Raw genomic sequence first — 20,543 nt, forward strand, 5'->3', positions numbered from 1 at the left:
GACTATGAGCAATCACATATGGGGACTGATCCATCATCCCGATAAAGAATGGCGTTCCATTAATGAAGAACATGAAACGGTCAGCCATTTATATACCCACCATGTACTTTGGTACGCGCTTATCCCCGTGGTTTGTTCCTTCATCGGCACCACACAGTTTGGCTGGACTTTTGGCGGTGAGGAAGTCTTTCAGGTTTCTGTCGCCAGCGGACTGGTGCTGGGCGCCGCATTCTATGCATTGATTTTATTAGCCGTAGCTGCGGTTGGCAGTATTATTCACTGGATGGCAAGACGATTCCCTGAACGCCCGTCACGGGCAGAATGCATCGTATTTGCCGGCTACACAGCAACCCCGTTATTCATGAGCGGCGTATTTGCTATTTACCCTGTGTTCTGGCTTTGTGTTGCAGCGGTGGCAGCGGGTCTGGTGTACACGGCTTATCTGCTTTATGCGGGTACGCCAAGCTTCCTGGGTATCAGCCATAAAGAGGGCTTTATCCTGTCCACGTCGACGCTTTGTATGGGTGTGCTGGTACTGGAAGCCTTAATGATAGTGGCCGTTGCTCTGTGGAGCATGGGCTCGGAGCACAGCATTATGTGGTACTTCTTCCACTAGCATTAAGTGCATTATTCATCACGGATTGAAAAATAGTTTCATTCCTCTGTTACTGCGGGCCCCGGGCCCGCTTTTTTTGTTTCGAATCTTCTCCGGCGGCTGGCCCGGAACCGCTTCTGCCATTACCACACTTTCTTTATTGCAACACCGCGCAGCCCCCGAAAGAAGACATCGATATCAATAAAATGTAAATTTTTTGTTTACAACTGGTCCATTGCGGTTAAATAATAACCTCACGCACACTTCAGGAGGATACTATGAAATTTAAATATTCATTGATCGCAGCAGCAGGGTTGTTTTGCACAACAGCTACGGCAGATGATCTGCAAGGCACTGTGAGCAAAAATGACATCGATGTCAAAATTTCAAAAAATATATACGGACAATTCGCAGAGCATCTGGGCAATAGCATTTATGAAGGTATCTGGGTGGGGAAAGATTCAGATATCCCTAATACCCGCGGGATCCGTAGCGATGTGGTAGCGGCGCTTAAGGAAATCAAAGTGCCTGTTGTACGCTGGCCGGGCGGTTGCTTCGCCGATGAGTACGACTGGCGTGATGGAATTGGCGATCCCCAAACCCGTCCCATGCGCAAAAACAACTGGTGGGGTGGCACACCGGAACCGAACAGTTTTGGTACACACGAATTTTTCGATTTTGCAGAGCAAATCGGCGCAGACGCTTACGTATCGGTTAACGTTGCCTCTTCAACACCTATGGCCATGCGGGAATGGATTGAATACATGACCTCCACCGGCAACGATGATCTTGCACAGGAGCGCAGGAAAAACGGACGTGATGAACCTTTCGACCTTAAATTTGTAGGCATTGGCAATGAAAGCTGGGGCTGCGGTGGTTTCATGACACCGGAATACTATGCCAACCGGTATCGTCGTTTTGCGTCGTTCTTTCATAAGAATGGTAGTAACTTCCATATGAATAACGACAACAAAGCGGTAAGGGTGGCCTCCGGCGCGAATAACCTTGATACCAACTGGACAGATACGGTAATGACCAGCGCGGGCAGTGTGATGGATGCCATTTCTCTGCATTTCTACACTCTGCATAAAGGAAACTGGCCTGAGCGGGATAAAGCTGCAGCAACAGGATTCAATGAGACGCAGTGGAACGGCATTCTTTATCAGGCATCCCGTATGGAAGATGTCCTTAATCAGCATGAGGCAGTGATGGACCGTATCGATCCTGAAAAGCGCATCAGCTTATACGTAGACGAATGGGGTACCTGGTACGCGCCTGAAAAAGGCACCAACCCCGCATTTCTTTATCAGCAGAATACGCTGCGTGATGCGCTGGTCGCCGGGATTACATTTAATATTTTCCACCAGCATGCAGATCGTGTGGGCATGGCGAACATTGCTCAGGCTGTCAATGTGTTGCAGGCCATGATCCTCACAGATGGTGCTGACATGGCAAAAACCCCTACTTTCTATGCCTTCAGAATGTTTACACCCTTTCAGGAATCGACGCGTCTGGACACCCGCTTTACCTCACCGGTGATCAGCAGCGAAGAGGGGGACTATCCTGCTGCGACCTTATCTGCCGCGACGACAAAACAAAATGAAACGGTGATTGGGCTGACCAATGCGTCACTCTCTGAGTCCCATACCATCACATTGTCGCTTAAAGACATTAAAGGCAGTTCGGTAAGTGGCGAAATTCTCACTCATAGCGTACCGGACGCTCATAACGTACCGGGTGAGCAGGAACAGGTAGCACCAGCTCCGTTTAACGGCACAAAGATTAAAGGAGACCAGCTCACTATTGAATTGCCGGCAAAATCAGTGGTGGTGCTTAAAGTGAAATAGTAAAGCGGGTGCCCGACCGACGTTGCTGATGCCTTGTCAGCAACGTTTTCTCCGGTCAGGCACAACTAAATATAACGGTTACCCGCCGAACACCTGGTCAGTCAGCGCCAGCGCGGCTTCTACGGTATCATCCATATCGTAGTATCTGTAGTCTGCCAGCCGCCCGCCGAAGAGGTACTTAGCTGCATTTTCAGGCTTTGCCGCCAGCGCTTTATATTCAGCCAGCATGGCGTTATTTCTGGCATCGTTGATGGGGTAGTAAGGTTCGTTATCTTTGCTGAATTCATGTGGAAACTCCCGCGTTATCACGGTTTTTTCCTGTTTACAGAATTCAAAATGCTTGTGTTCAATAATGCGTGTCCATGGCACTTCAGCTTCTGTGTAGTTAATTACCGCGTTACCCTGATAATTCTCGCAGTCCAGTACTTCGGTTTCAAAATGCAGGCTGCGGTATTCCAACTCCCCTAAGCACTTATCAAAAAATTCATCAATTTTGCCGGTATAGAGCACTTTACCGGCCAGCGCTTCCCAATCCTCACGATTTTCAAAGAAGTTCACACCGGTTCTCACTTCTATGCCTTCGAGCAGCCCGTCAATCAGCGCGTTGTAGCCACCATGAGGGATCCCCTGATAAAGGTCGTCAAAGTAGTTATTGTCGAAAGTAAACCGGAATGGCAAACGTTTAATGATGAAGGACGGGATCTGCGTCGCCGGTCGCCCCCATTGCTTTTCCGTATAGCCTTTAATGAGTGTTTCGTACAAATCTTTGCCACCGAGATATAACGCCTGCTCTTCCAGATTTTGGGGCTCAGTTTGACGGTAAGGGGCACGTTGCTCTTCAATTTTTGCCTTTGCCTCTGCAGGGGTAGTGACCCCCCACAACTGGTAAAAGGTATTCATATTAAATGGCAGGTTATAAAGCTTGTTGCGGTAATTGGCGACAGGAGAATTTACATAGCGGTTGAAACTGACAAACTGATTCACATAATCCCATACCCGCTGATTACTGGTGTGAAAGATATGTGCGCCGTACTTGTGCACATTGATGCCTGCCACGTTTTCACAATAAATATTACCGCCTTTGTGATCACGCTTATCAATGATCAGAACGGACTTTCCGGCAAGGCGCGCTTCTCTGGCAAACACGGCACCGAACAGGCCCGCTCCGACAATCAGAAAATCATATTGTTGTTTTGTCATCAGACAATCCGCTGTTTTGTATATCCGTTAACAGTATATACCCAAAGTTGTTGAAAAGACTGCGCTATCAGGCAAACAGCCCTTTCATAAAATCATAAAAGGCTTCGGTTTTGCGTGTGGTTAAGCTGTTCTGCGGCTTGAGAAACCATACCGGCGCGTCATTATCTGCCAGTGCTTCGGGTAATACTTCCACCAGTTGCCCGCGGGCTAATTCATCTTTAACGGCAATATAAGATTTGATCCCCAAACCGTGACCGGCCAGCACAGCCTGCGTCATGTTGTCGGAGTTCGACACAGTAAACCGCGCGTTCACATTCAGCGTCCGGCTGTGTTCGCCTTCCTGTATTTTCAACTGGCGCTGCCAGGGAAGTACAACCCAGCGATGCGCTGCCAAATCATCAATACTGCGGGGATGGCCGGCCCGGGCCAGATATTCAGGTGCAGCGCACAACAAACGGGAATTGTTTGCCAGTTTCCGGGCAAGTAAGCCTGAGTCAGCCAGTTTGCCTACCCTGATGGCAACATCCTGCTTATCTTCAACCACATTGACGAACTGGTCGTTGATCAGAAAATCCAGCTTAAGATCCGGATACGCCTGCTCAAATTCCATAAGTTTTGGCATTACAAATTTTGAAAATACCCAGGGCGGCATGGTAACCCGCAGAATGCCACTGACAGACGAGCCCCTGGCACCAATCTGATATTCCGCATCCCGTAATGCTTCCAGAATGTCTCCCACCCGTTGGTAAAACACCTCACCTGCCGGCGACAAACCAAACTTTCTGCTGTCACGAAAGACCAACACCGTGGATAGTGCCTTTTCAAGTTTACTCAACCGCAGGCTCACCGTGGCAGGTGACACTTGCTGTACAGACGCAGCAGCGTGAATCCCCTTGTTTTCCACAATGGCGATGAAGGTTTCAAGTTCATTCAGGCTATACATACTTTAAATATCTTAAACACAGGTTTCGATTTACAGGGCTTCTTTTAAGAAATTAAAACATTAAAATCGTTATGTACACCACCATCACAGGAACAACATACATTGAGACATATTCTTTTTATTGCCGTCACCTTACTGGTAACGGTTATGAACAATGCGGAGGCTGACACCATGCCATCACAACCCAAAGTGATCATTTTTGACGTTAACGAAACCCTTCTGGATATGGAAGCAATGCGTGAATCAGTAGGCAAGGCCCTCAATGGTCAGCAATCATTGCTTCCCCTGTGGTTCTCAACCATGTTGCACCACTCACTGGTATCAACCGTGTCAGGGGAATATCAGGACTTCGGGAAAATTGGCGTAGCAGCATTAATGATGGTGGCAGAAACCAATGGCATAGACATCACGGAAGAAGAAGCCAAAACAAGCATTGTGACGCCACTGCTCAGCTTGCCACCGCACCCGGACGTAAAATCAGGGCTGAAAGATTTAAAAGCACGGGGCTATAAGATTGTCAGTTTAACCAACTCGTCCAACTACGGTGTGAAAACCCAGTTTGAAAATGCCGGCCTGACAGACTTTTTTGATGCCCGTTACAGCATTGAAGATATTCAGATTTACAAGCCTGATCTCCGCGCCTATGCCTGGGCACTGAAGCAACTGGGTGTTAAACCGGAAGATGCCCTGATGGTAGCGGCTCACGGCTGGGATATTGCCGGAGCGAAAGCTGCAGGTATGCAGGCCGCTTTTGTAACCCGTCCGGGTAAAGCCATGTATCCTCTGGCTCAGAAGCCCGATTATGTGGTTAACGATCTGCGCGAATTAACAGATATTCTCGACAAGCAGTACGGCCGGTAATCAGAAACATAACGCTTAAAACATCAGGCCCAGGCTCACCACGAACCTTCGGCCTGATTCTCCAATCTTCATCAACGCCGATGCCTCTCCGGTATCAACACTCCGCTTTACCGTTTCGTTGGTGGCATTGTAAATGTCCATACGCAATGTCGCATTGGCCGAAAATAACCAGTTCAGACTGAGATCCACGCCGGTATAGTCTTCCACATAAACATCTGCATTATTGGTTAAATCCCGCTGTTCGGGGAAGCGACTGCGGTAGTTAATGTTTATTGCAGCCTGCCAGGCTTGCCAGCCGGATAACAGTCGTATATTTCCCGTCCAGTCAGAGACACCTTCTGCACGCCAGTGCGCGGCGGCATCTCCCTCAGATTGCAATGATATTTGCGCTTTGGTGACACGGGTTATCGTGGCAGACAGACGGTGACGGAGATACTGAATGTCCGGTTGTCCGAAAGCAATTTCAGCCCCCGCCTGTACACCGGTTATCCGCCCTTCACTGTTATTGGTTCGCTGCAGAGTTTCATATTCTGTGCCCCGATAATTAAGAGTAAGCGCTTGCTCCGATATGTAATCAGTGAGGTGGTGGGAGAATGCCAGCAATTCAGCATCTATGCTTTCACTGTTTACGTTCACAGATGTGGTGAAAGTATCAGCCACAACAGGTTTAAGCAGAGGGTTTCCTGCTTCGGCATAAGGCAGCCCGCCTGAGTTTACATGGATTTTCGGGTTTAAATCTGAATAGTTCGGTCTGTTGAGTGAGCGGGTGTATCCGGCACGCCATTGCCAGAGCGGCGTAAATTGCCACTTCACGGCAACAGAGGGCAACCAGGCGCTGTCGGTACGGGCAAAATGCTGTGCGATAACACTTCCCCCGCTGTTGATACCGGACCCGGTTGTCTCACTTTCAGTGTGAGTGTACCGCATGCCGCTTTCAATCATGAGATCCGGCCCGCTATTATTGGCCCCGAATGGACGCCAGACAGCCGATAAATACGCTTCCATGGCGTTAAACGTAACCGCATAGCTATTCAGCAAATCATTTACTGATGCCTGACCATCAGCAGGAAACGACAACGCGATATCGTACAACTGAAATAAATCGCTTTTTGGGATCAACCACCCGGCCTGCCCGTAAGTAAAAAAGTCCGCTTCAAATCCGTTGGGGAGTGGCATCAGCCATCTGCCATCTAAATCCGGCAACGATGCCAGCGCGGACTCACTTAACTGAATGTCCCGGCGTGTGTAATGATGCACCTGCGTGGCATGCAACCACCCGGCTTCTACATTTGACAAAGGGCCCTCACCCGGCAGCGTAAACGCTACGTCGCCGCCCCACTCTGTCGCAGAATTCTCAACACTAATCCGTCGCTTACTCATTTGAGTGATATGGGAATAGCTGCTGACAAGGCCGGTATTTTCATCAACAACAAACTGATTGAGTTGATGATCTGACACATCCACATCCACCCCGGCAGGTTGCATTGCCACATGCACCCGTGAAATGGGGTCCCGGGTCACACTGTCCGCTCTGCTCTGGCTGTAAAATGGCGTAACGGTAAGGGGCAGCCTGTCACTTTTCCATTCTGCCGACGCCTGAAAGGTATCTGTGGCATAGTCGAGTGTTGACTCCTCGCGGGTAGATTTCATCTCTGCGCGACTGAAATGAAGAGCAGAAATGCTGTTGTTCTGTCCCGTCACGGCAGTTGCCTGCTCATTCACAGGGCTCACCGACAGCCGGTGTTCATCGAAGGAAAAACCGGTATCCGAGCGCAGCCATAAAAGTGATGTTCGCAATGCGTCCACAGGCTGCCAGACCACGTTGGCGTAGTAAGTTGCCCGGGTACGGTCTTCGTTTTCGATAGTCAGTGCCAGACCGTCTGTGGGGACCAGTGTATTGTCTGCCAGCCCCTGCCACTGAAACTGTTCCGGAGCGCCACCGTTTTCGCCCCAGTGCCAGGTTTCAAATTGATACTGGCGCTGCAAACGGTTCTCGTAATTCATCCGGAATACCGCACCCAGCGTGCCGCTGTGGTTACGCAGGTTACCGATTGCGGCAAAGCCAGGCTGATAATTAATACCGGCCTCCGGTGATGCTGCGGTAAGGCGGACCTGCGCACTGTTAAATTCATAAGCCAGGGGATCATCACTCAATAAATCCACCGTTGCACCAGCCGCACCGGCAGGCTGAGCGGTTGCGGCAGTTTTGAACATGGTCACCTGATTAAACAATCCGGCGCTTAACGTATCAAAACGATATTGCTGACCGTATTGGTTGGAATTGCGGATATTCTCTGTATTCGCCAGACGGTGCCCGTTTAGCAGTGTCATCTGATATTCCGCACTTAAGCCCATCGCATTGATGTTAAGTGCTTCACCGCGATCACGGGTGATACTCAGTCCGGGCAAGGCCTGCAGCGCCTCGGCTAAATTTCCTGCTGGCAGGCGGTTGAGCATTGCCCCGACCAGTACCGCTTTCTCGCCTGCCGCCTCAGACTTGATTTGTCTGGCATACCTGGTGGCATTGTCATAATGCTGATTGTAAGCCTCAGGCGAGGTCGTCGACATGTGCCCGGTCACCATCACCTCTTCCAGGGCAATACTGTCTTCACCTGACTGCGCATTGCGGTTTGCAGGTGTCTCAGCGGGCTTGATGATGATGCCTGACTCAGTATTTTGCCATACGAGGCCCACCGGATGCAGGCAGGCAGAAAGCTGTATCTGTAAAGGCTGCGACGTGTCGTAACAGCGCTGAAACTCGCTGTCTGAAAGCGCATTGAAAGCGCTGTTACTTACGGTATTAGCAGAGTAAATGACAGGAACAGAAAACTGCTCAGACAGTGCGGTAAGTCTGGCTGGCAGACTGACCGGGCTAGTGATGGTTGGTGACGGAGCAAGAAATTCAGTAACGGAACCGGCGGCAAACAATAAACGGGGCAGCAAGGCCATCGATATTGCTGTCAGTCCTGCCCTTACCCACATGAATCCTAATCACTCTTAATGCTTAGCTTATTAATCCAAAACAGTGTGAAGTGATTAAATGAAAGATTTATGACAACAGCCGGAGCTGCTGCCATCAACCGTACTGAATACGCTCAATTGCGGCTATTTGCCGTTTTCCGGCTTCGCCAGCACAATGCTGTCCTCGTATTCATGCATCGCCAGACCGTTCATTTGTGCTAACAACCTGGCGGAACCGGCAATGTCAGCGGCTTTAAAGCGGCCACTGATAGGTGCGGCGTTATCATCAACGTGCTGCAAAACAACGGGTTTGTTGCTATAGCGGTTCAGTTGATAAAGCGCATCATTTAACGACACATTGTTCAGGTCAATCCAGCCTGCCTGCCAGTCAGGTTCTGTGGCCGCAAAGGCTAACACGGTAATGCCCCGGGCCGTCACGCTGGCACGCTGTCCTTTAATCAGTTCCACACGGTCACTGCCGTCTGGCATAGACACAGCGACTTTACCGTGAAAAACGTCAATTTGAGTTTGCGAGAGTGATTTGTCCACATTAAACGCCGTACCTAACACCTGAATATTGGCGTTACCTGTTTCTATAGTAAATGGTCTGGCTTCGTCTCTGGCTACTTCAAAGTACGCCTCACCTTTGGTTAACTTTGCCTGCCGGTTTCTGGCCGACTCCGAAAAGTGCAAGCTGGCCCCGCGGTTCATGGCAACCTCAGAGCCGTCAGACAGTTTTACATCTTGTGCATCAACGCTGCTGAATGTCTGCGGTGACGCATAGGCCACTTTCACCGGCAGCTCATCAGGGAATGATTGTTCCTGAATAACGTACCAGCCAATAACGCCCGCACAAAAGCATGCTGCCATTCCGCCCAACCATGCCCACCGTGTTGTATTGCGCGACGTCGTGTGAGACTGATGGTCAGTCAGCGCCTCCAGTAAGGCGGGATCGTCCCAGATAGCTTGTTTAATCGCATCGTTTCCGGCGTCATGGTTTTTATTTATTTCTGTCATAGTAATTTAACCTGCTATCGTACTGTAACGACGACTCAAATGCCGGAACGGGGACGGGGCTTATCGGAAAAACGCGCCTCTATGGCAATTTTTAATGCATCCATTGCACGGGTAATGTGTTTCTTCACCGTTTCTTCATTGAGTCCCAGGGTGGTTGCGATATCTTGTCTGCTTTCATTATGCAGTCTGCGACGGATAAAAATATCCCGGCGCAGCGGCGACATTTCACTTAATACCTGCTTGTAAAGGGCAACACGTTGCTGATTATCCAGCATGGTTTCCAGTGACACTGCTTCGCATTGCGGCTCATGCTCAAGCTCTGCCGGAGCACGTTGTTGTTCCCGGTGATGATCGATAACCAGATGCTGCGCCATGCGATAGCCGTAGGCCAGCGGGTTATCCAGATGTTCATGAAAACTGGTATTCATAGCCTTCACAAGTAATTTCTGAAACAGATCTTCTGCGTCAGCACGTTGCCCTACCGCTTTTATCAGATAGTTTTTCATAGCGTCCTGATTTGCCATCAGGCATTGCAGCAGAACACGATTCTGCTTTGCACAATGCTCAGGCATGTTCATATTCGCAGCCTGCAGATGCGCAGGTTCATTGCTGTCAGTGGTTTTGGCCAGTGCCATAGTTACCCGGTTCTCAGTGGAGTTCAGACAAGACGGTTCACGTTTAAGACGAGCATAATACGTGATCGGGGACAGCTTATTATATGACATTTCAATGACATATTTATGAAGCCCGTGTCTTTAAACTGACATAAAAACTTCACCATAAAATTCGTCCCCGCGGCGTTTTTCCTGTCGTCATGGTTGGCGAATTTCAAAAATTAGTCGCAAAGACATTTACAGGAAAACACACTCATGAAAAAACGCTTATTCCCGTTGTCGCCACTTGCTCTGGCACTGAGCACCCTGATCACCGGCACTGTTGTTGCGCAGGAAAAGGACGATAGTGTTGAGAAAATCGAGGTAACAGGCAGCTACGTGAAGAGCCTTGAAAAGGCGATTGATATCAAACGTACCACGGTTGGTTTTTCTGACTCGATTGTGGCTTCTGATATCGCAGACTTCCCCGAGCAAAACCTGGCCGAAGCGTTACAACGTATGCCCGGTGTCACCATTGAGCGAAACAAGGGTTTAGGTCAGCGCGTTAATGTACGCAGCCTGCCTACCGAATTTACTTTTGTGTCTATCAACAACCTTGCTACTGCCTCAGGCAGCGGTGGCCGCGACGTTGAATTCGACAGTTTTGCTTCTGAAATTATTCAAAGTGTTACCGTTAAGAAATCACCGACGGCTGCGGATGAAGAAGGTGGTATCGCCGGTTCTGTCGCTATCAGTACTGCCCGCCCGTTTGACTATGACGGCCGCCAGATTGTTGCGTCCGTTGAAGGCGCATATAACGATATTTCTGAAGAAACAGATCCTAAGTTCTCTTTCCTGGCCAGCGACACCATGGGCGACTGGGGCGCGTTAGTGTCTTTTGCCTATTCAGAACGTACTAACCGCACAGACAGCAACTCAGGCATTAATTTCCGTCCGCTTTCACGCTTTTTAGAAAAATCAGGCTCATCACAGTGGCAATCAGACCAGGCTGCTGATGTACTGGCCCGTGATACCGGCATTACGATTGCCGACCGCTTCGACAGCGACGAAACCAGCCGTGTTGTATTTATTGATAAAGTGGGTGACCGCTCTTACCTGAGCGAGCAGGAAAAATGGGGCGCCACGGCTTCTGTTCAGTATAAGCCTTCCAGGGATTTCAGCTTAACCTTCGACAGCATGTGGAGCACCTTCGACAACCACGAAGACGAATATGATGCGGCAGCGTATTCCGCTTCAAGTATCAGTTCGTTAGAGCGCATCAATGTTTACGACAGCACGACATTAGCAGATTACGGAATGACGGTTCTGACTGATGTAGATTATGCTGCCACACAGCACGAATTTCTGAGTAAAGAGTACAGCCGTACTACGGATTATCAGCAATACAGCCTGACTATGGACTGGCAGTTTGGTGAGTGGGATGTTTACGGCGTTGTGGGCTACAGTGGTGCTGAGAAAACCGAGGAATCCACCAACCTGAAGCATACGGCTTATCGCCCTACCCGTACCCGTTACACCAGCACAGGCGGTGAAACCATTGCCAGCGATAACCCTGAATCCTTCGATATGTACAACGCGCCGGAAGCGTACACTTTCGATTACTACGAAGTGAATCTTGAAGACATTTCAGACGACAAGTACGCCGCCCAGCTGGATTTCACCCGTAATATGGATTTAAGTTTCTTCCCTGCACTGGCAAAAGTGCAGTTTGGCGGACGCTATACAGATAAATCGAAAACCCGTGATTACGGTACAAACCGCGTAACCGGCCCGGCTGAAGGTGACTCGTCATGGGTAGGTACCCGCACACTCGCTGACAGCGACTTAACCACCATTTCTGACTTAGTTTCAGGCGGTGAGTATTTACCGGAAGTGGCCTCAAAATCAGACTGGGCACAAATTTCAAATGCCTACGCCCGTAGCGAAATGCGTTACGACGGCTTTGCTGTGGATTTTGAGCCGGATCAATTCTACGAAGTAGAAGAAAAGGCAACGGCACTGTACGTGATGGCCGACTTCGAGTTTGATATTGGCAACATGCCGGCCTCACTGAACACGGGTTTGCGTTACATTGACACTGACGTAAATTCATCAGGCTACCACCAGGTACAGAATGACGATGGCTCAACCGGCTATACCTCTGCGCCAGTCTCCAAATCCGGTAATTACAAAGAAACCCTGCCAAGTGTGAACTTCACACTGGATATTACCGATGAGTTATTATTCCGTGCCGCTGCGTCAGAAACCTTCATCCGCCCGGCACTGACTGACATCGCTTACAAACGTACCGTGAGCTTAAATGAATTTAAGTACCGCGACGGTAACCCGGATCTGAAACCTACCTATGCCGATCAGTGGGAAGTGGGTCTGGAATATTATCTGGAAGAAGGCGGTTTACTGGCCGTGTCTTACTTTGAAAAAGAAATCGAAGGCGTTGTGCGTGAATCACTCACCGGTGTGGTGACAGGTGTGACCAAGTACAACGACAACGGCACTGTTGACGGTGTTTACGACTTTGACGTATACCAGAAAGTTAACGCAGAAGGCTCCTATGATGTCAGCGGCCTGGAATTTATCGTTCAGGTGCCTTTCGCCCGCTTCCATGACTTGCTCGACGGATTTGGTGTGAATGCCAACTACACAACACTGGATAACTCTTTAACAGGCGCTTCTGATTTAGGTATTCCTACGCCGCCGGAAGGACTGGCTGACGAAACCTACAACGTAACGTTCTACTACGAAGACGACGTATTTGATGCCCGCGTGTCTTACAACTACAAAGACAAGTACGTGGAATATATCGAGCGTGACATGTATCCGGTATACCGCGATGCTTACGGCCAGTACGATGTGTCTTTAGGCTACCGCATTAACGAAACTTTCAAAGTAACGCTGGAAGGCATCAACATTACCGACGAAGCCACCAAAGGTTACACTATGGACCCGGCCTTCCCGACCATGTATGAGTTCTCCGGTCGCCGCGTCTCTCTCGGCCTGCGGGGTAACTTCTAAGTTTACTGCGTGTTTCTTCCCTGACTGTTAGCCGGGTAATGCCCGGCTTTTTATTCCACATTACCGACCTTTAGGTTCAAAAATCCCCGATAGCCTTTCCGTGAACTCAACGGGATTCTGTAAACACCATTAATTTGTTCAATCAATGTCCCGAGAGCATCACTCCATCTGTCATCTTCCAAATAACGGAGATTCCAGCCATCTGAAGTTTTGGTGGCTTTGATTGTGATTTTACGATCATAAAGATAATCACCATCAATATTCTGATTCCAGAATTTGCCCGCTATTGAGTAGCCTGTCGAAGAAACGGCAACGGAAACCTTAAACACAATAGTTCTGCCATGTTCGATTTTCCGGGTATCAAGAAAGGTTGAGAATAGAACGGGACTTCGTCCGGCTGAGCCGTCTCCCGGGAACAACTGCTCGTATTTTCTAAAAATTGCGCTAAATGTGTCTTTTCTGCGTTCGGTCAACGCAACGCCTCGTAAACCTCGTGTAACGACAGTAGTTTCAAAATAGTAGGAAGCCCGAACTTCTTTTCCATTATCTTTGGCTTTCTGAACTGAAGGAGGTAATGGAAGATTTTCGGATTCAATTACTCCATGTACATAAAAATCACCGAACAAAAACCTGACGAGGTTCTGATATCCTTCCTCAGAATTCACCACTCCGTAGTGCCCACTATGACTCCGGTAGGCAAAAGCTCGCGGTGCGCCTTGCACCGTAGCATTTTCGATTCTTACCAGGCCATCACTCATTTCGCCGGCAAGCTTGCTGGAAATACCGCTGGCTACATCGTAATCCTTGCTATTTGTACCAACAAAGCAGAACACCTTTTCAGGATCAAATTTACCATTTAGTGAATCTACCCGCTTTACCCCCTCTGGCAGGTCCAGATATTTAATCATTTTATCGCGGTTAAAATTGTTTAAATCCCATAATCCGAGGAAGCCCGGCACATTGAATCCGGCCATTTCAATTCCGTTATGGGGTGTGGCATAGGTAAAAAGCTTATCGACAAGCGCCCTGTCACTCTCGTCGCTGATATCGTCATTCTGTAGAAATGCCCGACAAACAAGGCCTCCCATTGAATGCGCGACAAGATGAACTTTAAAGTCATCATGATTTCCGTGTTCAATGCAGACCTGATTTTTAACATCGTGAATTAACTTCTTAAGCCCTCTGGCCGCTTCAATTATTGACTGGACTTTGCCATTTCCAAGATCCTTATCGGCAATCTCGTAATACCGATAGATGATGACACTTCTGGGAGGTATAGCTGTCGTTATTTCAGCACCTTCAGAATATATATCCTGATATTGGTAGTCTTTGATAAGTCGAAGTAGCGGAGATTCAAATATATGCCTGTAAACTTCCCCATCCCACTTCTTCCTTAATTTTGTAGAGCCAAGATTGAAGCCCATATATGGCTTTGAGACGGTTTCATTAATCTCAGATTGTGTCATGGCATAGCCACGAACATAAATGATGGGGTAAAACGGAGATGTTAGCTTTTCCATACCAGGTCCTTGGCTTGAAAATCAGATAGTGTCTTTACTGTTAGTATCAGCCTAACTATTCATCCTTCTGGTTATTAATTCAACAGTAAAATACCCGGTCATTAAAAATTGCAAAAAGAATATTATTCTTACCCGAGTTAATGATTAGTAATTAACTCTCCTAATATTCATTCGTTACCGCGAAGCATTTTATAAAAAATAACCCCCGGCAGTACTCCCGCTGCCGGGGTTTATTTCAGTGCAGTTTAACCCGGCGATCAGAAATCGAAACGGGCACCTGCCTGAACTTGCGTAAAGCTTTCACCCGACGCAGTGGTCGGTTTGCGACCTTCGTCGTTATCAAACGTTTCTATTGCAGTCCACAGGCGGAACCGTTGACACCGGCATCGGACTGGCTGTGGTGTCGGCGCACATTGAGAAAATCACCGATGACATGCTGCTAACCGCAGAAGATACGCTGGCCGAGTGGTCGACGCCTTAATATTCTCCTGGTTCACAGTCAATGTGTGAGCTGCAGCCCAAACCCTCAGCTCACACATTCTCTAACTACCTCTAACGTGCTATTAAATCCTTTATGTCCCTGCTGAATTGCGCAAGGTTTTCCTCAAAGGTATAGGCCATGTGCCCGCCAAAATAAGTGCGCTGCATAACCCGATCTTTTGGCCAGTCAGCATGCCTCAACAGATAATCTGTCGCGCCCGTTGTGGTCAGCGTGTCATAATGTCCCGCTCCTACCATCACGGTCAGATTTGGGTAATATATCATCGCATCTGCAATTCCGTTCGCGTAAGGAAAATTAGCAAACGGACCTGCTTTGGAACCCCAGTCCCAGTCAGCAAGGCTGGTAACAGGCGAAGAGACCGTATAATTGTCTGTTACTGTAAGGCCCAGTAGATTTTTAGCCACTGTGTCAAAAGACTCAAAGACACGCGGATAAATATCAGAAACACCATCTGGTAACGGCGCATCCTCAACCGGTGCCCGCAAGTATCGCCCGTCATTCGCACCGGCCACCAGCCCTTCATATTTCATCAACTCACCGCGAAACTGATTTTTACTGATACGAAGGTCATAGTTAAGATGACTATTCGCATCCAGGCCGGTCAACACTGCCAAACGCTCGGCAATACGCTGCTTTTCTGATTGCGTCGCCTGATTACCTTTCAACAAAACACTGAGATAATCACCATAAGCAAAATCATTCACCTGTGTCATCAGGCTCTCGAAATCCGGCTTTTTACCCGGCAGTTTTTCATGGTACCAACCCAACGCCGCCAGCGTAGGCAAAGACACTACATAGGTCATCACATTGTCATGCCGCTGCGCGGTTTCTATTAAGTTCAATGCCTGCCCGACCAAAAATATGCCACTAAGCTGAACAGAAGATTTTGTCTCACTGAGTTGCTTTGCAATAGCCGCAGCCCGCATGGTGCCGTAGCTTTCACCGAGAATATAAACCGGCGCTTCACTGCGACCATGGCGTTTCAACCAGGCTTCCATAAAAGAAACGAATTCTGCTGCATCGCTGCTGTTGCCAAAATAAGTCTCTGGCGCGGTGTTTTCTCCAAAGCGGCTGAAGCCTGTCCCGGCAGGGTCGAAAAACACAATGTCAGCTTTATCGAGGGGAGAATATTCGTTAGGTACAACGGGAAATAATGACGGATCAGCATTCAGATCATCGCTCACTGCCAGTCGCCATGGTCCCAGTGCCAGCATATGAAGATAGACTGACGGTGATATAGGCCCACCATTAAAAGCAAACAGTACAGGCTTATCGCTTTCTTCAGGTTGCTGAACGTAACTCATACTGACCACTTCCAGTGGTGCCGACGTTAACGGCTCCAGAATGAAACGCTCGACAATTGAATTGAATTCAATGGTTTCGCCGGCAAATTGCCCTTCATGAGTTTTAACCGTGTTTTCCGGCAACTGAGAAGCTGAAGCGCTTTGCAAAATGCCCACTGCCAGAACAGCACTTGTAACGATCATTTTAATATTACTGTTTATCATCAGATGTCGCACTCCCCCAGAGATGAATCATATTCCCAGTGCCATCCGGGCACCGCTTCACGGCGGGGTAAAAAACTCACATCCAGGGTGTTGCTACCTCGCTGAATCTTCATTTTAGTGAGATTTCCCGGCGCATTTTTCATTTCCTCCACGGTATTGATTGAGAGAATCTTATCTCCCTCCATCAAGCCTGCTTTTTCTGCATTACTACCACTGCGGAGTTGAGTAACTTTACCAAGGCGCATAGGATCGAACCCCAGTTCGAAAGGTGCAACTTCATAAGGGGTAGACTTTAAACATCCGAACACGCTCTCTTCGGGCATAATCACTGCACCATTTGTCATTGCAGTAAACGCAGCGACACCATCTTCTCCAAGATATTCGTTTAATATCGCTTTCCAGCTTTCAAGGCCAATGGTCTCGCCAGACTGCTGGCTGTGATAGATATCTAACACCAACGTATCGAGTTTTACCTTGCCCCCTGACGTATTCTTCAGTTGTTGATTCAGCTTCACCAGATAGGTTAATCCACGACCGTAAGGCACTCTCTGCGCCTCATGCTCCTTCCAGAAAAGATCTCCGGCTTCTTTATTTGATAGCTTCAGATACCGGCTGCCATAATAGTTGTCCATTCGTTGATTGAGCTGGCGAATGAACTCATCCCGGTCGATCGCGCCGGAACGTTTAAGCATAACCAGAGAATAAAATTCAGCAGTACCTTCTGTGTACCAGGCAGTAAGCGCATGAGGCTCGTCGCCATTCAACCTTGGCCAGGTATGCGCCAGTTCATGGGCCAAAAGTGTTTGGGTGCCGCCGTCGGTTGTTTCTCCATTTTTGCCGTAACCAAACATAAATGAATGGGCCAGACCTGTACCGCCCCCCGCAGGATAGGGATTAGCACGCCCGAACACTTTGAAAGCACTTTCATCACCATAAAAGTTAGCCATGTACTCAAATAAAGTACGGGTTTGCAGAGCAAGCGCCTCCATGTCGAATGGCGCATCATTTAACCAATACTGTGTGTACTGAGACTCTTGTTCAGGAAGTTGTTTCAACAAACCAGCTGCATAATAGGAAAATCGAACTAACTCAGCAGGGCCAACCTTATGTTGTTTACCTTCACCGGCAGACCATACACCTTTCGAACCCGCAGGCATGTTTGCAAGATCCCAGTCAAGCGTAATGTCGTATGGCGTGGTCGTTGCCGGCAATACCATAAAGTACACGCCCGCTCCCATAACACCGCCATCCTGACTGCGTAAATCAAAAAGCGGGCCGTTACGGGTAGATGAATCCACATTTCTGGGACTAAAACGGTAGCTAACCGTAATGGTACCGGATGTGTCCCTTTCAGGAACAAATTCACGATACTGCCCACTGGGATCCGGATCAGCCTCACGATCAATGAGTGTAAGCACTCCCTTACTATCTGTAACTTTTAGATCAGAAGCATGAAGATTAGCTGAAGGAGTAGCAACCAGTGTGACTGGCATGCTAAGCAGTGTATCGCCCGCATTAACCCCGTCACTTTCGAAACTGATAGTCATTTGAATATCATCAACCATCAGATTACTCATAGCCGGAGCAATCGTGATATTCATATCAGGAAAGTCCGGCTGCTGTGCATGCGTATTCATCGTCAGTGACATCGCTACTGCACATACCACACTAGAGAAAAAACGTTTTTTTAACTGCATTATTCTGCTCCTTCCCCAACGTAAGCCATACACTCAAGCTCTGCTACGGCTCCCATAGCAAGACCGTCAGCACCGAAAGCACTGCGGGCCGGTAGCCTTTCAGGTTCGAAGTAGCTCACGTAAATACTGTTGAACGCAGGCCATTTAGACATTTCATCAATCATTACGGTACATTTGAACACATCGGCAGTGGTCAGGTTGAAGGAAGCTAACGTTGACTTCAGGTTCTCCATCAACTGGGTAATCTGAGTATCAAAATCATCGGAAAGCCCTTTTTTCCCTGCCCCAATAATACCGGACAAATACAGTGTGTTTTCGACCCTCACAGCCTTTGAGAAAGGTGCACCGGCTGATGACGGGTAATAGGTAACGTCATTCGCATCTGCAGTAACCGAAACGCCGGAAAGCCACAGTGTTGCTAAAATTGTTTGAATTTTTAATTTCATGAAAGTGCCCTGATTAACGTTTCAACATCTTCCATCGTGTTGTAAAAAGACGGAGAAATCCGGAACCGGTTTTTATAAACCGTGACTTCCACACCCGCTTTTTGCAGTTTTTCGTAAACCATTTTCCCTTTATCCACACACTCGAATGTAATAATCGGCGAACGGGAGTCTGCTGGTGTCATTGTCTTGTATCCCAGCTTTGGTATTTCCTGATGCAGAGTTTGCAGGAATGGCTGTCGCCAGTTCTCTATCTCCTGAATGCCGAGGTTTTTAAGGTATTCCAGTGAATAAGCCAGGCTCGCGACCCCGGCGCTACCCATCGTCCCGATTTCTACCAGTCCGGCCAGACCACTGCGAGGTTCCGTTTCGATAATCTGATCACCGGCCGGATCACCCGGCAGAAAATGTGTAACGACTTTACCTTCCTGTCTGTAACCAAACTGACTACGTTGCAATCGTTGCTGACTCTCGCGGCGGGCATACATAATGCCAATACCAAAGTCACCCATCAGCCACTTGTAAGTAGAACAGGCAGCAAAATCCACCCCGGAACTATGCAAATCAACAGGTGTAGCACCGGCGCACTGGATGATGTCGGCGTACACCATGGCCCCCTTCGCGTGAGCGATATCGCAGACCGCTTTTAAATCGTGTTGAAAGCCACCGATATTCGATACCAGGGTCAATGCAACCAGCTTCGTCCCGGGTGTGATAGCCTTTTCCAAATCATCAAGCTGAATTTTGTTATCTCTTGCTTCAACGATATGCAGATCCAGCCCTTTTTTAGCCATTTCGTTGTACATAAAGAGTGAGCCGGTAAAGTGATATACATCGGTGACCACCCGTCCGCCCTGATGCAAACCTAATCCTGCAACAACATGATTTTCACCGTGCATCGTGCTGGGTATCCATGCCAGCTCATCTTCACGCGCATTAAATAACTCAGCAAAGAGATCCATTGCTTTAGTGCGATCGCCTGAAAAGCTGACGGAACCTTTATCTGCATCCATCACCCGTCCACTCAGATAATGCTGCACTGCTTTTGCTGCTCCCCGACTGACGGGATGTGTGTAGGCGCCGTTGATGTAGGTTGTCGCCATGGCAAAGTCACGGCGGCTGTTCTTCAAACCGCCCTGCCCTTCAGCGGCATAAGCCGGTGACACCGAAAGCGCAGAAAGACTGGCAGCTACAGGGGCAGCAGCAGCCAGCCCGGATAACAATTTCCGGCGGGAGGCATTTACATTGTTAACGGAAGTCAAAATACTGTCTTTGTTGTTCATAGTGTTACCTCTGCATTGGTCACCGGTGATGCGGGAATACCTGATTCCGGATAAAGGAAAACTTCTCCTTCTATCTCAACCGGAATACTGAAAGGCAGGGTAGCCATGCCCACAGCGCTTCTGCTGTGCTGCCCGCGTTCTTCTCCATATAATTCGATTATGAGATCAGAAAAGCCGTTGATAACGTTAGGGTGTTCTTTAAAATCAGGTGCGGCAGCAACCATTCCGAAAATTTTGCCCCAGCAGGCTATCCGATCCAAACTTCCCAGTGAACGTTTTAAGCTGCCAAGAATGGAAAGCGCCGTTAGCTGAGCAGCACGGTAACCATCCTGTACTGTCAATGTGTCGCCAACTATGCCGGTCATAGCAGTAGGCGTTCCGTCCGGAGCCTGAGGGCCATGACCGGAAATTAACGCACGGTCTCCCACTATTCTTACCATGCTAAAAGGCAGCTTCACGCCAGCCGGCGCTTTCATGGCCGGTGGCAATGTATACCCAAGTGCACGTAAGCGTTGTTCAATATTATCCATAGTGTTGTTA

Annotated in this window: 16 protein-coding genes; 5 read left to right on the forward strand and 11 right to left on the reverse strand. The window is 48.7% G+C overall.

Features of this window, described 5'->3' with window-relative positions; genetic code table 11:
* Positions 1-4: 4 nt before the first annotated feature.
* Together J3369_RS20160 and J3369_RS20165 are read left to right on the forward strand one after the other, a co-directional pair.
* Positions 5-616, forward strand: coding sequence for a Yip1 family protein (locus J3369_RS20160; RefSeq protein WP_303572268.1), 612 nt, complete (start codon positions 5-7; stop codon positions 614-616).
* A gap of 257 nt (positions 617-873) precedes the next feature.
* The gene (locus J3369_RS20165; protein WP_349590340.1) at positions 874-2,442 is read left to right on the forward strand and encodes an alpha-N-arabinofuranosidase; all 1,569 of its coding nucleotides are present in this window, start codon (positions 874-876) and stop codon (positions 2,440-2,442) included.
* A gap of 78 nt (positions 2,443-2,520) precedes the next feature.
* Here the strand turns inward: J3369_RS20165 and glf are convergent, their stop codons facing one another.
* The gene (gene glf / locus J3369_RS20170; RefSeq protein WP_349590342.1) at positions 2,521-3,642 is read right to left on the reverse strand and encodes a UDP-galactopyranose mutase; all 1,122 of its coding nucleotides are present in this window, start codon (positions 3,640-3,642) and stop codon (positions 2,521-2,523) included.
* Positions 3,643-3,709: 67 nt separating this feature from the next.
* Entirely contained in the window at positions 3,710-4,585 is an 876-nt protein-coding gene (locus J3369_RS20175) for a LysR family transcriptional regulator (protein WP_303572271.1), read from the reverse strand.
* Between the two features lie 147 nt (positions 4,586-4,732).
* Between J3369_RS20175 and J3369_RS20180 the strand changes: the two genes are divergently transcribed.
* Entirely contained in the window at positions 4,733-5,446 is a 714-nt protein-coding gene (locus tag J3369_RS20180; protein ID WP_303572585.1) for a haloacid dehalogenase type II, read from the forward strand.
* A 15-nt stretch (positions 5,447-5,461) separates the two neighbouring features.
* On the opposite strand, the gene J3369_RS20185 is transcribed toward J3369_RS20180, so the two are convergent.
* From J3369_RS20185 to J3369_RS20195, 3 genes are all read right to left on the reverse strand, one after another.
* Positions 5,462-8,428, reverse strand: a complete 2,967-nt coding sequence (locus J3369_RS20185; RefSeq protein WP_349590345.1) for a TonB-dependent receptor domain-containing protein — start codon at positions 8,426-8,428, stop codon at positions 5,462-5,464.
* Between the two features lie 123 nt (positions 8,429-8,551).
* Positions 8,552-9,424, reverse strand: a complete 873-nt coding sequence (locus tag J3369_RS20190; RefSeq protein WP_349590347.1) for a FecR family protein — start codon at positions 9,422-9,424, stop codon at positions 8,552-8,554.
* Positions 9,425-9,459: 35 nt separating this feature from the next.
* Complete coding sequence (locus tag J3369_RS20195; RefSeq protein ID WP_349590349.1) at positions 9,460-10,059, reverse strand: RNA polymerase sigma factor; 600 nt, start codon at positions 10,057-10,059, stop codon at positions 9,460-9,462.
* 234 nt (positions 10,060-10,293) lie between these two features.
* On the opposite strand from J3369_RS20195, the gene J3369_RS20200 reads away from it, so the two are divergent.
* Positions 10,294-13,050, forward strand: coding sequence for a TonB-dependent receptor (locus J3369_RS20200; RefSeq protein WP_349590351.1), 2,757 nt, complete (start codon positions 10,294-10,296; stop codon positions 13,048-13,050).
* A 50-nt stretch (positions 13,051-13,100) separates the two neighbouring features.
* On the opposite strand, the gene J3369_RS20205 is transcribed toward J3369_RS20200, so the two are convergent.
* Complete coding sequence (locus J3369_RS20205) at positions 13,101-14,570, reverse strand: alpha/beta hydrolase (RefSeq protein WP_349590353.1); 1,470 nt, start codon at positions 14,568-14,570, stop codon at positions 13,101-13,103.
* A gap of 352 nt (positions 14,571-14,922) precedes the next feature.
* Between J3369_RS20205 and J3369_RS20210 the strand changes: the two genes are divergently transcribed.
* Positions 14,923-15,051: a hypothetical protein gene (locus tag J3369_RS20210; RefSeq protein ID WP_349590355.1), complete on the forward strand. Its 129-nt coding sequence runs from the start codon at positions 14,923-14,925 to the stop codon at positions 15,049-15,051.
* Between the two features lie 71 nt (positions 15,052-15,122).
* On the opposite strand, the gene J3369_RS20215 is transcribed toward J3369_RS20210, so the two are convergent.
* From J3369_RS20215 to J3369_RS20235, 5 genes are read right to left on the reverse strand one after another with little or no spacing between them, the layout of a single operon-like run.
* Complete coding sequence (locus tag J3369_RS20215) at positions 15,123-16,559, reverse strand: S10 family serine carboxypeptidase-like protein (protein ID WP_349590356.1); 1,437 nt, start codon at positions 16,557-16,559, stop codon at positions 15,123-15,125.
* A gap of 20 nt (positions 16,560-16,579) precedes the next feature.
* Complete coding sequence (locus tag J3369_RS20220) at positions 16,580-18,277, reverse strand: hypothetical protein (protein WP_349590357.1); 1,698 nt, start codon at positions 18,275-18,277, stop codon at positions 16,580-16,582.
* The gene (locus J3369_RS20225) at positions 18,277-18,723 is read right to left on the reverse strand and encodes a RidA family protein (protein WP_349590358.1); all 447 of its coding nucleotides are present in this window, start codon (positions 18,721-18,723) and stop codon (positions 18,277-18,279) included. The genes J3369_RS20220 and J3369_RS20225 overlap by 1 nt, the downstream gene beginning before the upstream one ends.
* Positions 18,720-20,003, reverse strand: a complete 1,284-nt coding sequence (locus J3369_RS20230; RefSeq protein WP_349590360.1) for an aminotransferase class V-fold PLP-dependent enzyme — start codon at positions 20,001-20,003, stop codon at positions 18,720-18,722. The genes J3369_RS20225 and J3369_RS20230 overlap by 4 nt, the downstream gene beginning before the upstream one ends.
* Positions 20,000-20,533 (reverse strand): RidA family protein, encoded by a 534-nt coding sequence (locus tag J3369_RS20235; protein ID WP_349590363.1) that lies wholly within the window; start codon positions 20,531-20,533, stop codon positions 20,000-20,002. Before J3369_RS20235 ends, J3369_RS20230 begins: the two co-directional genes overlap by 4 nt.
* Positions 20,534-20,543: the final 10 nt, after the last annotated feature.

The organism is Alteromonas sp. NFXS44, from assembly GCF_040148705.1.
Classification (GTDB): domain Bacteria; phylum Pseudomonadota; class Gammaproteobacteria; order Enterobacterales; family Alteromonadaceae; genus Alteromonas.

Coding starts and splice junctions, on each gene's coding strand:
- J3369_RS20160 (WP_303572268.1), top strand. CDS start 5: ATGAGCAATCACATATGGGGACTGATCCATCATCCCGATAAAGAATGG.
- J3369_RS20165 (WP_349590340.1), top strand. CDS start 874: ATGAAATTTAAATATTCATTGATCGCAGCAGCAGGGTTGTTTTGCACA.
- glf (WP_349590342.1), bottom strand. CDS start 3,642: ATGACAAAACAACAATATGATTTTCTGATTGTCGGAGCGGGCCTGTTC.
- J3369_RS20175 (WP_303572271.1), bottom strand. CDS start 4,585: ATGTATAGCCTGAATGAACTTGAAACCTTCATCGCCATTGTGGAAAAC.
- J3369_RS20180 (WP_303572585.1), top strand. CDS start 4,733: ATGAACAATGCGGAGGCTGACACCATGCCATCACAACCCAAAGTGATC.
- J3369_RS20185 (WP_349590345.1), bottom strand. CDS start 8,428: ATGTGGGTAAGGGCAGGACTGACAGCAATATCGATGGCCTTGCTGCCC.
- J3369_RS20190 (WP_349590347.1), bottom strand. CDS start 9,424: ATGACAGAAATAAATAAAAACCATGACGCCGGAAACGATGCGATTAAA.
- J3369_RS20195 (WP_349590349.1), bottom strand. CDS start 10,059: ATGGCACTGGCCAAAACCACTGACAGCAATGAACCTGCGCATCTGCAG.
- J3369_RS20200 (WP_349590351.1), top strand. CDS start 10,294: ATGAAAAAACGCTTATTCCCGTTGTCGCCACTTGCTCTGGCACTGAGC.
- J3369_RS20205 (WP_349590353.1), bottom strand. CDS start 14,570: ATGGAAAAGCTAACATCTCCGTTTTACCCCATCATTTATGTTCGTGGC.
- J3369_RS20215 (WP_349590356.1), bottom strand. CDS start 16,559: ATGATCGTTACAAGTGCTGTTCTGGCAGTGGGCATTTTGCAAAGCGCT.
- J3369_RS20220 (WP_349590357.1), bottom strand. CDS start 18,277: ATGCAGTTAAAAAAACGTTTTTTCTCTAGTGTGGTATGTGCAGTAGCG.
- J3369_RS20225 (WP_349590358.1), bottom strand. CDS start 18,723: ATGAAATTAAAAATTCAAACAATTTTAGCAACACTGTGGCTTTCCGGC.
- J3369_RS20230 (WP_349590360.1), bottom strand. CDS start 20,003: ATGAACAACAAAGACAGTATTTTGACTTCCGTTAACAATGTAAATGCC.
- J3369_RS20235 (WP_349590363.1), bottom strand. CDS start 20,533: ATGGATAATATTGAACAACGCTTACGTGCACTTGGGTATACATTGCCA.